This window comes from Rothia kristinae NBRC 15354, assembly GCF_001570865.1.
GTDB classification, from domain to species: domain Bacteria; phylum Actinomycetota; class Actinomycetes; order Actinomycetales; family Micrococcaceae; genus Rothia; species Rothia kristinae.
Genome location: NZ_BCSM01000016.1, coordinates 1 through 13018 on the forward strand (window position 1 = coordinate 1; position 13018 = coordinate 13018).

Annotated in this window: 11 protein-coding genes; 5 read left to right on the forward strand and 6 right to left on the reverse strand. The window is 72.1% G+C overall.

Annotated elements, in window-relative coordinates; translation table 11 throughout:
- Positions 1 to 205: 205 nt before the first annotated feature.
- Positions 206 to 805 (forward strand): hypothetical protein, encoded by a 600-nt coding sequence (locus KKR01S_RS11055; RefSeq protein WP_058731776.1) that lies wholly within the window; start codon positions 206 to 208, stop codon positions 803 to 805.
- Positions 806 to 844: 39 nt separating this feature from the next.
- On the opposite strand, the gene thrC is transcribed toward KKR01S_RS11055, so the two are convergent.
- Complete coding sequence (thrC, locus tag KKR01S_RS09310) at positions 845 to 2290, reverse strand: threonine synthase (protein WP_058731775.1); 1446 nt, start codon at positions 2288 to 2290, stop codon at positions 845 to 847.
- Between the two features lie 106 nt (positions 2291 to 2396).
- Here thrC and budA point away from each other — a divergent pair, with 106 nt between their 5' ends.
- On the forward strand, positions 2397 to 3146 hold the full coding sequence (gene budA, locus KKR01S_RS09315; RefSeq protein WP_058731774.1) for an acetolactate decarboxylase: 750 nt from the start codon (positions 2397 to 2399) through the stop codon (positions 3144 to 3146).
- A gap of 16 nt (positions 3147 to 3162) precedes the next feature.
- Here the strand turns inward: budA and KKR01S_RS09320 are convergent, their stop codons facing one another.
- Positions 3163 to 6255 carry a bifunctional [glutamine synthetase] adenylyltransferase/[glutamine synthetase]-adenylyl-L-tyrosine phosphorylase gene (locus KKR01S_RS09320; RefSeq protein ID WP_058731773.1) on the reverse strand — a complete coding sequence of 1031 codons (3093 nt, stop codon included), beginning with the start codon at positions 6253 to 6255 and terminating at the stop codon, positions 3163 to 3165.
- Between the two features lie 35 nt (positions 6256 to 6290).
- Positions 6291 to 7631 (reverse strand): glutamine synthetase family protein, encoded by a 1341-nt coding sequence (locus tag KKR01S_RS09325; protein ID WP_061225864.1) that lies wholly within the window; start codon positions 7629 to 7631, stop codon positions 6291 to 6293.
- A gap of 127 nt (positions 7632 to 7758) precedes the next feature.
- Here KKR01S_RS09325 and panB point away from each other — a divergent pair, with 127 nt between their 5' ends.
- Entirely contained in the window at positions 7759 to 8631 is an 873-nt protein-coding gene (gene panB / locus KKR01S_RS09330; protein WP_061225865.1) for a 3-methyl-2-oxobutanoate hydroxymethyltransferase, read from the forward strand.
- 96 nt (positions 8632 to 8727) lie between these two features.
- Here panB and KKR01S_RS09335 read toward each other — a convergent pair whose 3' ends face one another.
- Positions 8728 to 8937 (reverse strand): SPOR domain-containing protein, encoded by a 210-nt coding sequence (locus KKR01S_RS09335; protein WP_058731770.1) that lies wholly within the window; start codon positions 8935 to 8937, stop codon positions 8728 to 8730.
- A gap of 65 nt (positions 8938 to 9002) precedes the next feature.
- On the opposite strand from KKR01S_RS09335, the gene map reads away from it, so the two are divergent.
- Together map and ppgK are read left to right on the forward strand one after the other, a co-directional pair.
- On the forward strand, positions 9003 to 9917 hold the full coding sequence (gene map / locus KKR01S_RS09340; RefSeq protein WP_081101684.1) for a type I methionyl aminopeptidase: 915 nt from the start codon (positions 9003 to 9005) through the stop codon (positions 9915 to 9917).
- Positions 9918 to 10093: 176 nt separating this feature from the next.
- Positions 10094 to 10885 carry a polyphosphate--glucose phosphotransferase gene (gene ppgK / locus KKR01S_RS09345; RefSeq protein WP_081046342.1) on the forward strand — a complete coding sequence of 264 codons (792 nt, stop codon included), beginning with the start codon at positions 10094 to 10096 and terminating at the stop codon, positions 10883 to 10885.
- Between the two features lie 154 nt (positions 10886 to 11039).
- On the opposite strand, the gene nrdR is transcribed toward ppgK, so the two are convergent.
- The gene (gene nrdR / locus KKR01S_RS09350; protein ID WP_081101685.1) at positions 11040 to 11606 is read right to left on the reverse strand and encodes a transcriptional regulator NrdR; all 567 of its coding nucleotides are present in this window, start codon (positions 11604 to 11606) and stop codon (positions 11040 to 11042) included.
- 4 nt (positions 11607 to 11610) lie between these two features.
- Positions 11611 to 12948: a histidinol dehydrogenase gene (hisD, locus tag KKR01S_RS09355; protein ID WP_439709796.1), complete on the reverse strand. Its 1338-nt coding sequence runs from the start codon at positions 12946 to 12948 to the stop codon at positions 11611 to 11613.
- Between the last annotated feature and the right edge of the window lie 70 nt (positions 12949 to 13018).

Sequence of the window (13018 nt, forward strand, 5' to 3'; positions counted from 1 at the left end):
GCAACCACCGCGGACGCACTGGAAGTCCCCCTGGGTGTGCTACATGACCGGATCCGCGGACTTACCGCTCGAGGAGCGGGCCCGCCTGCGAAGGACCGCCGATGGCGCGTCACGGTACGCCGACTGGCCGCGGGCCTGTCATGCTGGACCTCGAGACCAACTCACTGTTCCCGCCCATCATCCTCCCGAAAGCAAGGAAGCACCCATGACCACTCGCACCCGCGGGTTCGCCGCGCTGGCCCTGCTGCCCCTCGCGCTGAGCGCCTGTGGAGGCGGCGACGACGCCACCGACACCAGCAGCTCGGCGTCGGCCAGCGCCTCCCCGAGTATGTCCGCGAGACCGGCGGCAGCGTCCGCGAGCGCGACACCCGCCGAGGCCCCCACCACCGCCGCGACCGAGTCTGCACCGGTGGCTCCGGAGACCACGGAGGCTGTCGCCACCGAACCCGCTCAAGCTGCGGAGGCTCCAGATCCAGAGCAGGTTCAGACGCAGCAGTCGGCGGCCGCGACGGTGCAGTCCTACTTCGCCAACGGCGGCGGATGCATCGCGGACGTCTGGAAGGAGGACGCGGCACCGTACTCGCCGGAGCTGGCGGAGCAGGTCTATGCCTACTGCTCGGCGAACCGACTGGGCGACTGGGCCAGCGGCGTCGACCCCCGCGACCCCGCCAACCTCGGGAACCCCGAGGACCACACACCCGACGCGGAGGAACCAACCATCCCCCGCGCGTACTGCGAGAACCTGGATCACGACACCGCCACCTCCGGGGAGATCCAGAGCTGCTACATGGAATACGGCCTATAGTCTGCCGCGCTATTCCCCTATCGAGCGGCGTCCGGGTCCTCAGCGCACGTCGACGGCGGCGATGCGCTCGCGGATCAGGTCCTTCACGGCCTCGGCGTCGTCGGGCAGGTCCACCACGTGCCGCGGGGCCTCCATGATCCCGGCGAAGCGCTCGGGGATCTGCGGATCCCGGCCGATGGCCTCGCGGATGGTGTCCGCGAACTTCACCGGCAGGGCCGTCTCCAGGCAGACGATGGGCGTGTCCACCTGATCGCGGTGCCGCCGGGCCACGGTCACGCCGTCCGCGGTGTGCGGGTCCATGAGCACCCCCAGCCGCTCGTGGGCGTCCCGGATGGTCGAGACCCGATCCGCGTGGGTGGAGCGCCCGGAGAGGAAGCCGAAGCGGCCTGCGGCGTCCTCGAACTCCTCGGTGCCGGCCAGGCTGAACCCGCCGCGGCGCACCTGGGTGCCGAACAGATCCGAGGTGCGAGCCGCATCCCGGCCCAGCAGGTCGAAGACGAACCGCTCGAAGTTCGACGCCCGGGAGATGTCCATGGACGGGCTGGAGGTCTCGGCGGTCTCCGCGGCGGAGCGCACCCGGTAGTTCCCGGTGCGGAAGAACTCATCGAGCACGTCGTTCTCGTTGGTGGCCACGATCAGCCGGTCGATCGGCAGCCCCATCTGCCGAGCGATGTGCCCCGCGCAGATGTCCCCGAAGTTCCCGGTGGGCACGCAGAAGCTCACCCGCTGGTCCTCCGCGGTGGTCACCCGCAGCCAGGAGGAGACGTAGTAGACGATCTGGGCGAGCAGCCGGGCCCAGTTGATGGAGTTGACCGCGCCGATGCGGTGCTTCCTCTTGAACGCCGCATCCGCGGAGATCGCCTTGACGAGGTCCTGGCAGTCGTCGAACACCCCGTCCACGGCGACGTTGACGATGTTCGGGTCATCCAGCCCGAACATCTGGGCCTGCTGGAACGGGGTCATCCGCCCCCTCGGGGTCAGCATGAACACCCGGATGCCCTCGCGCCCGCGCATCGCGTATTCCGCGGAGGACCCGGTGTCCCCGCTGGTGGCCCCCAGGATGTTCAGGGTCTCCCCGCGCCGGGCCAGCTCGTATTCGAACAGCTCGCCGAGCAGCTGCATCGCCATATCCTTGAACGCCGCGGTGGGTCCCTCGGAGACGTGAGCCAGGTGCAGACCGTCCTCCAGCGGGGTGACGGGCACGATCTGCGGGTCGGCGAACTTCTCCGGGGCGTAGGCCCGCTCGGCCATCCGCCGCAGATCCTCCGCGGGGATGTCGTCCACGAACAGCTCCATGATCTGCGCGGCGAGCGCGGCGTAGCCCTCTTCTGCCAGCAGGGTGCGCCAGGAGCGCAGGGTGGAGGCGTCCAGCTGCGGGTAGCGCACCGGCAGGTACAGGCCGCCGTCCGGGGCCAGTCCGCGCAGCAGGATGTCGGTGAAGGACGCGGGGGCCGCCTCGGGGTCGCGGGTGGAGAGGTAATCCATGCCCACCATGGTATCGGCCGGCCCGCGGCCGCACGGCCCTAGAGTGGGAGGTGAGCGTCGGGCGAGTCCCGCCGCGCATCCTGTCTGAGCGTATGAAGGAGCCCCCATGTCCCGGTCCCCCAAAGAGCTGCACGGCGAGATCATGTACCGCAACGAGGTCTTCCAGACGGGGCTCATGGCGGGCCTGCTGGACGGGATCTACGACGGGGAGATGACCGTGGGCGAGCTGCTGGGCCACGGCAACTTCGGTCTGGGCACCTTCGACGGGCTGGACGGGGAGATGATCGTGCTGGACGGCACCGCCTACCAGATGCGCCACGACGGCTCCGTGCAGGAGGCCGCCCTGTCCCAGCGGACCCCCTACGCCGTGGTCACCAACTTCGTGCCCACCATCCGCCGGGATCTGCCGCGGGACCTGCTGCGGGCCACCGCCTCGCAGATCCTGGACGACCTCACGGTGTCGAAGAACTACATGTACGCGCTGAAGATCCGCGGCTCCTTCGAGTGGGTGCGCACCCGCACGGTGATCAAGCAGTCCAAGCCGTACCCGAAGATGGTCGATGCCACGGACAACGAGGACATCGTGCAGTTCGACGACCTCATCGGCACGATCGTGGCCTTCCGCACCCCGATCTACGAGCAGGGCATCTCGGTGCCGGGCTGCCACGCCCACTTCATCGACTCCACCCGCCAGGTGGGCGGGCACGTGATCGACTTCAAGCTGAAGGAGGCGCGGGTGGAGATCTGCCCCGGCACGGAGCTGCGCCTGCACCTGCCGGTGACCCCGGAGTTCTCCGCGGCGGATCTGTCCCCGGAGGATCTGGCGGATCAGATCTCCCGGGCGGAGAAGCACTGAGCCCGACCGCGGGCCCTCACCGGGTCAGCGGCCCGTAGAACAGGTTCTCGTAGATCCCGCGGGCCCGGCGGGTCAGGCGCAGGTAGTCCTCCTCCAGCACCCGGGCCCCGCCCTCGGCGCAGCCGACCCAGCGGGCGATGGCCTCCAGGTCCCGGCGCGCGGTCGGCAGGGAATCCGAGGCGCGCCCGGTGCGCAGCACGACGCCGCCGCGCACGCGCGTGGCCAGCAGCCACGCGGATTCCAGCACGTGGACGTCCTCCGCGCCGATCAGCCCGAGGGGCACGGCCGCGCGCAGGGCCCGCAGCGTGCTGGTGGTGCGCAGCTCGGGGTGCTCGTGGGCGTGGCGCAGCTGCAGCAGCTGCACGAGCCACTCGACGTCGGACAGCCCGCCCCGGCCGAGCTTGAGCTGACGGGTCGGATCCGCCCCGCGGGGCATCCGCTCGGCCTCCACGCGGGCCTTCATCCGCCGGATCTCCTGGATCCGGCGCGGCGGCAGCTCGGCGGGGTACCGGTAGGGGTCGATGATCCGCACGAAGGCCTCGGCGACCTCGTCGGAGCCGGCCAGGGGGCGGGCGCGCAGCAGCGCTTGGTGCTCCCAGGTGTCGGACCAGCGGGCGTAGTACTCGGCGTAGGAGTCCAGGGAGCGGACCATCGGCCCGGAGCGGCCCTCCGGGCGCAGGTCCGCGTCGATGACCAGGGTCCGCTCCGCGCGGATCGCCGGCTCCACCGGTCCCTTGAGCAGCTGCACGGTGCGGGTCACCAGCCGCTCGGCCTGGCGCAGGGCCTCCTGCTCCCCGGCGCCGTCGCGGGCGCGGTGGACGTACATGACGTCGGCGTCCGAGCCGTAGCCGATCTCCGCGCCCCCCTGCCGACCCATCCCGATGATGACGACATCGGTGAGCACCGGCTCGCCCTGCTCCTCGTACAGCTCCCGCTCGGCCACGTGCAGGGCGCCCAGGATCGCGGCCTGGTCGGCGTCGGACAGGCCCCGCATGATCTGCTCGGCGTCCAGGACCCCGGTGCACTCCCCCATCGCGGTGCGCAGCATCTCCCGGCGCCGGATCAGGCGCACCGCGCGCACGGCCTCCTGGGCGTCCCGGTGCCGGGAGACCTTGGCCCGGATCTCGGTCCACAGCTCCTCCAGCGTCTCCGGGCGCAGCTGCTCGTCCTTGTCCAGCCAGGCGATGGCCTCCGGCTCCACCTCGATGAGGTCCGTGGCGAAGCGGGAGGAGGAGAGGATCTCGCACAGCCGCTGCGCGGCGGTCGCGGAGTCCCGCAGCATCTTCAGGTACCAGGGGGTCTGTCCGAGCTCCTCGGAGACGCGGCGGAAGTTCAGCAGCCCGGCGTCCGGGTCCACCCCGCGGGCGAACCAGCCCAGCAGCACCGGCAGGACGGTCTTCTGGATCTCCGCCCGGCGGCTGACCCCGCGGGTCAGCGCCTCGATGTGGCGCATGGCCCCCTGCGGGTCCAGGTAGCCCAGGGCGGCCAGCCGGTCCCGGGCGGCGTCGGGCCTCAGGGCTACCTCCGCGGCGGACAGGTGGGCGACGGCGGCCAGCAGCGGCCGGAAGAACAGGGCCTCGTGCAGCCCGCGCACGCTGCGCTTGGCTTCGCGCCACCGGGTCAGCAGCTCCTCGGCGGTGGTGCGGGTGCGCTCCTGCGGGGCCTGCATGGCCCGGGCCACGGCCAGCTGCTCCCGCTCCCGGGCGGGCATCAGGTGCGTGCGGCGCAGCTGGCGCAGCTGCACCCGGTGCTCCAGCAGGCGCAGCCAGCGGTAGCGGTCGGCGAAGGCCCGGGCGTCCTCCCGGGAGATGTAGGAGCGCTCGGCCAGGGCGCGCAGGGATTCCAGGGTGCCGCGGGTGCGCACCTGCTCATCGGTGCGCCCGTGCACCAGCTGCAGCAGCTGCACGGTGAACTCCACGTCCCGCAGCCCGCCGATCCCGAGCTTGATCTGCCGCTCCCGCTCGGCCTCGGGGATGTGGTCGCTGACCCGCCGGCGCATGGCCTGCACGGAGCCGACGAAGCCCTCCCGACTGGATGCCTCCCACACGAACGGAGTCACGGCCTCCAGGTACTGCCGCCCCAGTTGCGGGTCCCCGGCGATCGGGCGGGCCTTGAGCAGGGCCTGGAACTCCCAGTTCTCGGCCCAGCGGCGGCAGTAGGCGCGGTGGGAGTCCACGGTGCGCACCAGCGGGCCGTCCTTGCCCTCGGGGCGCAGGTTGGCGTCCACCTCCCACAGGGCCGGCTCCGGGCCGACGCCGTGGATCACCTGGGTCAGGGCCCGCACCAGCTCCTCACCCAGTCGCACGAGCCGCTGCTCCTCCAGCGGCTGCGCATCGTCGGCGTCGTCGGCCCCGTCGGCCTCGTCCGGGTCCGGTTGGGCGGGTCCGACGGCGTAGATCACGTCCACGTCGGAGATGTAGTTCAGCTCCCGCGCCCCGCACTTGCCCATCCCGATCACGGCCAGCGCCACCCGGGAGACCTCGGGGTAGGTCTGGGCGATCTCGGCGCGGGCCACGGCCAGGGCGGCTTCCAGCGCGGCCCCGGCCAGGTCGGCCAGGCACGCCGCGATCCGCTCGAGCTCGGCGAGGGGGTCCTCGGCGAGCAGGTCCGCGACGGCGATGCGGGTCAGCGCCGCCCGGTAGGCGGTGCGCAGGGCCAGCTGAGCCTGCTCCCCGGTGGTCTCGGCCACGGGCATCCGGTGGTCGGGATCGGCCCCCACGCAGCGCAGCAGGTCCTCCCGGTACTGCCGGGCCATCTCCTGACCGCGGACCTCGGGCAGGCGCTGCGGGTCCCCGGTGAGCAGGTCCAGGTGCTCGGGGCGGCGCAGCAGGAAGTCCCCGAGCGCCTCGGAGGCGCCGAGCACCCGGTACAGGGCGGGCGCCGCACTGCCGCGGTCCACGGCCTCGGCCAGTCCGGCGGGGTGATCCCCGAGCAGGCGCACCAGGGACTTCAGGGCCGCGTCCGGGGAGGGGCTCAGCCGCAGGCCCTCCAGCAGCGCCTCCCGATCGATGCCCTCCAGCTCGCGGGCCTGCAGCCAGCGCTGGGCGCCGGTGAGGTCCTCGAAGCCGATGCCGGCCAGGCGGGTCTTGCCGGAGGCCGCGTGCGTCATCTGGATCCTTTCTGGCGGGTCGGACGGGGACGGGCTCAGAGCAGGCCCAGGTTGTACTTCAGCTCGTAGGGGGTGACCTCGCGGCGGTAGGCCGTCCAGTCCTCCTGCTTGTTGCGCAGGAACTGGCGGAAGACCTGCTCGCCAAGCACCTCGGCCATGAACTCGGAGTCCTCGGTCTGGCGGATCGCGTCGTGCAGGGAGGCCGGCAGCGGGTCGTGTCCGAGGCTGGCCCGCTCGCGGGCGGTCATGGAGGCGACGTCGTCGGACTCGGCCATCGGCAGCTCGTACTCCTCCTCGATGCCCTTCAGACCCGCGGCCAGCACGACGGCGTAGCCGAGGTAGGGGTTCACCGCCGAGTCCAGGCCGCGGTACTCGATGCGCGCGGACTGCATCTTGTTCGGCTTGTACAGCGGCACCCGGACCAGGGCGGAACGGTTGTTGTGGCCCCAGGAGAGGTAGGAGGGGGCCTCCCCGCCGCCCCACAGGCGCTTGTAGGAGTTCACGAACTGGTTGGTCACGGACGTGAACTCCGGGGCGTGGCGCAGCACCCCGGCGATGAAGTGCCGGGCGGTGCGGGAGAGCTGGTACTCGGCCCCGGCCTCGAAGAAGGCGTTGGAGTCCCCCTCGAACAGGGAGAAGTGGGTGTGCATCCCGGAGCCGGGGTGTTCGGTGAACGGCTTGGGCATGAAGGTCGCGTAGATGCCCTGGGTGTGGGCGACCTCCTTGATCACGGAGCGGAAGGTCATGATGTTGTCCGCGGTCTGCAGGGCGTCGGCGTGGCGCAGGTCGATCTCGTTCTGCCCGGGGCCGCCCTCGTGGTGGCTGAACTCCACGGAGATCCCCACGGATTCCAGCATGGTCACGGCCCGGCGTCGGAAATCCTGGACCACCCCGCCGTAGACGTGGTCGAAGTAGCCCTCCCGGTCCACCGGCTCGGGGAAGCCGTCCGCGTTCAGCTCGGGGGACTTCAGGAGGTAGAACTCCACCTCCGGGGCGGTGTAGCAGGTGAAGCCCATGTCCCCGGCCTTGGCCAGGATCCGCTTGAGCACCCCGCGGGAATCCGCGGCGGAGGGCTCGCCGTCCGGGGTGAGGATGTCGCAGAACATCCGGGAGGTGGGCTCCTGCTCTCCCCGCCAGGGCAGCAGCTGGAAGGTGGAGGGATCCGGCTGCAGGAGCATGTCCGATTCGGAGACCCGGGACAGGCCCTCGATGGAGGAGCCGTCGAAGCCCAGGCCCTCCTCGAAGGCGCCCTCCACCTCGGCCGGGGCCAGGGCCACGGACTTGAGGGTGCCGACGACGTCGGTGAACCACATCCGCACGAAGCGCACGTCCCGCTCCTCGATGGTGCGCAGCACGAATTCCTGTTGGCGGTCCATGGGTGCCTCCTTGGGGCTGGGTCGGGCGGGGCGGCGCGCGGGGGCCGTCTGCCCCCACTGTATCCGCACCCCGCTCTGCTTCGGGTCGGCCTGCCCGCGTGCCGCCCGGGCACTAGGATGGCAGGCCATGAGCACGTACCTGTCCTCCGAGAACGACTCCCCCGCCGCCCCCTCCGGTCCCGCCAACGGCCTGGAGGGCGTCTCCCGCATCCGCACGGTGCATCTGCGCCGATGCAAGGAGGAGGGCACGCGGTTCTCCATGCTGACCAGCTATGACGCGATGACCGCCCGGATCTTCGACGAGGCCGGGGTGGAGGTGCTGCTGGTCGGGGACTCCGCGGCCAACACGGTGCTGGGGCTGGAGTCGACCACGCAGCTGCGGATGGAGGACTTCCTGCCGTTCGTGCGGGCGGTCTCCCGCACGGCGCGGAGGGCGATGGTCGTGGCGGATCTGCCCTTCGGCACCTACGAGGCCTCCCCCGCGCAGGCGGTGGAGGCCGCGGTGCGCCTGGTCCGCGAGGGCGGGGCGCACGCGGTGAAGATGGAGGGCGGGGCCTTCTACGCGGAGCATGTCCGGGCGATGGTCCAGGCGGGGGTTCCGGTGATGGCCCACCTGGGCTTCACCCCGCAGTCGGAGCACGTGCTGGGCGGTTTCCGGGTGCAGGGCCGCAACGCGCAGGCTGAGGGGCTGGTGGAGGATGCCCGCAGGCTGGAGGAGGCCGGGGCCTTCGCGGTGCTGCTGGAGATGACCGCGGCCCCGGCGGCGGCCGCGGTGGAGGCGGCGCTGAGCGTGCCGACCGTCGGCATCGGCGCGGGGGCTGAGACCACGGGGCAGGTGCTGGTGTGGCAGGACATGGCCGGTCTGACCACTGGGCGGACCCCCCGCTTCGTGAAGCGCTACGCGGACCTGCGCACGGCGCTGACCGCGGCGGCCCGCGATTACCGGGCGGAGGTCGTCCAGGGCGTGTTCCCGGGGCCTGAGCAGACCTTCCAGGACTAAGGCTGCGGGTTCACCCGCGCAGCAGCTCGGCGGGGCGCACCCGGCTGACAGACCCGACGACGGGCGTTCAGCCCGTCCGAGGCGCCGATGAGGGGCTCAGCCCTCGCGCCACTCCCGGTCCGCCTCATCCCAGGCCTCATTGCGCTGCTCGGCCTTCTCCAGGGCGCGGCTGGCCTCGGCATAGCTGGCGTAGGGTCCGATCAGCTTGCGGTAGTCCGAGGAGGCCGGATGCTCCACCTCGCGGGTGTAGGTGTTGAACCAGTACTGCTGGTCCTCGGGCAGTTCAGCGGCGTCGTTCAGCGCCATGGGGTGCCTCCTCGCGGGGTCGTCTCGATCCGGCTCTGCAGGGCCGGTGGCCTAGAGTTGATGATATGTCTGCACCCTCCGAAGCCACCACCGGACACAACATCCCCACCGAACCCGGGAAGGCCCCGCTCGGGGCCCTGACCCCCGGCGTCGTCGGACCCGTGCGGACGGTGCCCTCCTGGATCCCGCGACCCGAGTACGTCGGCAAGCCCACCGCCCGGGAGGGCCAGGGCTCGGACTTCTACACCCCGGAGGAGGTGGAGCTGATCCGCGCGGCCGGGAAGATCGCCGCCGGCGCCATCGTCGCCGCCGAGGCCCACTGCGTGCCGGGAACCACCACCGATGAGATCGACGCGGTGGTCCACGAGTACATCTGCGACCACGCCGCCTACCCCTCCACCCTGGGCTACCGGAACTACTGGAAGTCCGTGTGCACCTCCCTGAACGAGGTCATCTGCCACGGCATCCCGGACTCCACCGTCCTGGAGGACGGGGACATCATCAACCTGGACGTCACCGCGTACAAGGACGGCATGCACGGGGACACCAACCGCACCCTGCTGGTCGGGGACGTGGACGAAGAGTCCCGCCTGCTCGTGGAGCGCACCGAGGAGGCCCTGCGCCGGGCCATGAAGGCCGTGAAGCCGGGCCGGGAGATCAACGTGATCGGGCGGGTCATCGAGAAGTACGCCGCCCGCTTCGGCTACGGGGTGGTCCGGGACTTCACCGGGCACGGGGTGGGCCGGGAGTTCCACTCCGGGCTGATCATCCCCCACTACGACGCTGCCCCCGCCTATGACACCGTGATCCAGGAGGGCATGGTCTTCACCATCGAGCCCATGCTCAACCTCGGGACGATCTCCTGGGACATGTGGGAGGACGACTGGACCGTCGTGACGAAGGACCGCAGGCGCTCCGCGCAGTTCGAGCACACCATGGTGGTCACCGCCGACGGCGTGGACGTCCTCACCCTCCCCTGAGCGCACCGACCCCGCCCGGTCCCGCCGCAGGGGCCGGAACCCGACCCGACAGCGACAGACCCGACGCAGCAGAAGGAGCAGCCGTGACCGAGAAGACCAACGTGAACCGCCCGGAGCTGGCCGTGCAGGCCGACCTGGACCGGGAGGAGTCCCTGCCCGCCCCCGCCCCCCACGAGCTGGCCATCGGGGTGGACATCGGCGGCACCGGCATCAAGGGCGGGATCGTGGACCTGCGCACCGGGGACCTGGTCTCCGAGCGCTACCGCATCGACACCCCGAAGCCGGCCACCCCGGAGACCGTCATCCCCGTCGTGGAGACGATCGTCGCCGAGCTGCAGTCCCGGGAGCTCACCGCCGAGCCGGACTCCGCGATCGGCGTCGGCTTCCCCGCGATCATCAAGGACGGGCACACCTGGTCCGCGGCCAACGTGGATGAGTCCTGGATCGGGGCGGACCTGACCGGGCCCGTCGCCGAGGCCCTGGGACGGCCCGTCCACGCCGTCAACGACGCCGACGCGGCCGGTCTGGCCGAGGCGATCTACGGACAGGGCCGGCACCGCTCCGGCTTCCTCATGATGATCACCCTGGGCACCGGGATCGGCTCGGCGATCATCAACAACGGCCAGCTGGTGCCCAACTCGGAGCTGGGCCACCTGGAGATCGACGGGCACGACGCGGAAACCCGCGCCTCGGTGCGGGCCCGCGAGCGCGAGGACCTGTCCTGGAAGCAGTACGGCAAGCGGCTACACCGCTACTTCTCCCACGTGCAGCGGCTGTTCTCCCCGGACGCGTTCATCATCGGCGGCGGGGTGTCCAAGAAGCCGGAGAAGTTCCTGCCGTATCTGGAGGACATCGGCACGCCCATCGAGATCGCGGTGCTGCGCAACAACGCCGGGATCGTCGGGGCGGCCCTGTGGGCGGCGGGCCAGCCCGGGGAGAAGGAGAAGCACGACCGCACCGCGGGCTGAGCGCCGCGGGGCCTGCCCGTGGGAGGTCCGCAGGCAGCGGAAGAGCCGGTACGTGACGGCTTCCCCTCCGCACGTACCGGCTCCTGATCCGAGCTTACCCCGTCGGCCGCCCGCCGCGCCAGAGCCCCGGCCAACCCGGTCAGGCGGGCGTGCCTCAGATGAGGGTCTGCTGCTGCGGGCCGTCCTCCTCGCTCCGCTCGGCTCCGCGGGTGCCGGCCGCGGGGGCTGAGTCCTCGGGTGCCGCGTCCTCGGGGGCGGTGTCCTCGGGCCCGCTTCCGGCTTCGGCCCGCAGGGAGCGGATGGCCGACTCGAAGTCGTCCAGCCCCTCGAAGGCCTGGTAGACGCTGGCGAAGCGCAGGTACGCCACGGTGTCCAGACGCTGCAGCGGCTTGAGGATCTCCAGGCCGACGTCGTTCGCGTCGATCTCCGCCAGGCCCTTGGCGCGGATGGACTCCTCGACCTCCTGGGCCAGCAGGGCCAGATCGTCCTCGCTGACCGGGCGGCCCTGGCAGGCCTTGCGCACCCCGGAGATGATCTTGGCGCGCTTGAACGGCTCGGTGGCCCCGGAGCGCTTGATGACGTTCACGACGGTGGTCTCCAGGGTGGAGAAGCGCCGCCCGCAGGCCGCGCACTGGCGGCGCCGGCGGATCGCGGAGCCGTCATCGGCCACCCGCGAGTCCACCACGCGCGAGTCGGGGTGGCGGCAGTACGGGCAGTGCACGGCGCTACTCCCCCGCCCCGGTCGGCTCCGTCCGCACGGCCACGGCCCGGCCGTGGGCCGGCAGATCCTCGGCCTCGGCCAGGGCCCGCACGGTCGGGGCCACCGCGGCCAGAGCCTCGGCGGAGTACTCGATCAGCTGGACCACCTTCATGAAGGTGGCGGTGTTCAGGCCGCTGGCCCACCGGGCGGAGCCGCCCGTGGGCAGCACGTGGTTGGATCCTGCGGCGTAGTCCCCGAGCGGCACCGGGGAGTGCGGGCCGAGGAAGACGGCCCCGGCGTTGCGGATCCGCGCGGCCACCACCCGCGGGTCCGCGGTCTGGATCTCCAGGTGCTCGGGCGCCCAGGCGTCGGCCACCGCGACGCTGTGCTCCAGGGAGTCGGTGAGCACCACCCCGGACTGCGGGCCGGTCAGGGCCTGCGCGACCCGCTCGGCGTGCCGGGTGCGGGCGGCCTGGACCCGCACCTGCCGGGCCACGGCCTCGGCCAGCGGGGCGGAGTCGGTGATCAGCACGGAGCCTGCGTGGGGGTCGTGCTCGGCCTGGGAGATCAGATCCGCGGCCACGTACACCGGGTCCGCCGCGGCGTCGGCGATCACCGCGATCTCCGTGGTCCCGGCCTCCCCGTCCACCCCGACGACGGAGCGCAGCTGCCGCTTGGCCATCGCCACGTACACGTTGCCGGGGCCGGTGAGGATGTCCACCGGCTCCAGGGGCTGCGGCTGCTGCTCGTCCGGGCGCAGCCCGTGGGCCATCGCGGCCAGGGCCTGCGCCCCGCCGATCGCCCACACCTCCTCGATGCCCAGCAGCGCCGCGGCCGCCAGGGTGGTGGGGTGCGGCAGACCGCCGAACTCCCGCTGCGGCGGGGTGCACAGCACCACGGACTCGACGCCGGCGGCCTGGGCGGGCACCGCGTTCATGACCACCGAGGAGGGATACACCGCCAACCCGCCGGGCACGTACAGGCCGACCCGGCGCACCGGGGTCCACCGGTTGACCAGCCGCGCCCCCGGGGCGACCTCCAGCTCGGTGGTGGCCGGCTTCTGCGCGGCGGCGAAGGCGCGGATCCGCCCGATCGCCGTCTCCAGGGCCTCGCGCACGCCCGGGTCCAGCTCGGCCAGCGCCCGCTCGAGGGCCTCGGGCGGGACCCGCAGGCCGGACTGCTCGACGCCGTCGAAGCGCGCGGACAGCTCCCGCAGGGCGGGCGCCCCCTCGGCGCGCACCCGCCGGATGATCTGCGCGACGGACTCCTCGGCGTGGGCCAGGTACTCCCCCGACGGGCGCGGCAGCAGCCCGGCCAGGGCGGCGGGGTCCAGGTCCCGGCCGCGCAGATCCAGCACACGCATCGCGGGGCCCTCGGTCGGGGCGGTCTCAGCAGGGATCGAAGTGCTCACCCTGGCCATTCTAGCCGCGCCC

Bases quoted from the DNA above. Each gene is read 5' to 3' on its own strand.
- KKR01S_RS11055 (WP_058731776.1), top strand. From the start codon at position 206: ATGACCACTCGCACCCGCGGGTTCGCCGCGCTGGCCCTGCTGCCCCTC.
- thrC (WP_058731775.1), bottom strand. From the start codon at position 2,290: ATGGATTACCTCTCCACCCGCGACCCCGAGGCGGCCCCCGCGTCCTTC.
- budA (WP_058731774.1), top strand. From the start codon at position 2,397: ATGTCCCGGTCCCCCAAAGAGCTGCACGGCGAGATCATGTACCGCAAC.
- KKR01S_RS09320 (WP_058731773.1), bottom strand. From the start codon at position 6,255: ATGACGCACGCGGCCTCCGGCAAGACCCGCCTGGCCGGCATCGGCTTC.
- KKR01S_RS09325 (WP_061225864.1), bottom strand. From the start codon at position 7,631: ATGGACCGCCAACAGGAATTCGTGCTGCGCACCATCGAGGAGCGGGAC.
- panB (WP_061225865.1), top strand. From the start codon at position 7,759: ATGAGCACGTACCTGTCCTCCGAGAACGACTCCCCCGCCGCCCCCTCC.
- KKR01S_RS09335 (WP_058731770.1), bottom strand. From the start codon at position 8,937: ATGGCGCTGAACGACGCCGCTGAACTGCCCGAGGACCAGCAGTACTGG.
- map (WP_081101684.1), top strand. From the start codon at position 9,003: ATGTCTGCACCCTCCGAAGCCACCACCGGACACAACATCCCCACCGAA.
- hisD (WP_439709796.1), bottom strand. From the start codon at position 12,948: ATGCGTGTGCTGGATCTGCGCGGCCGGGACCTGGACCCCGCCGCCCTG.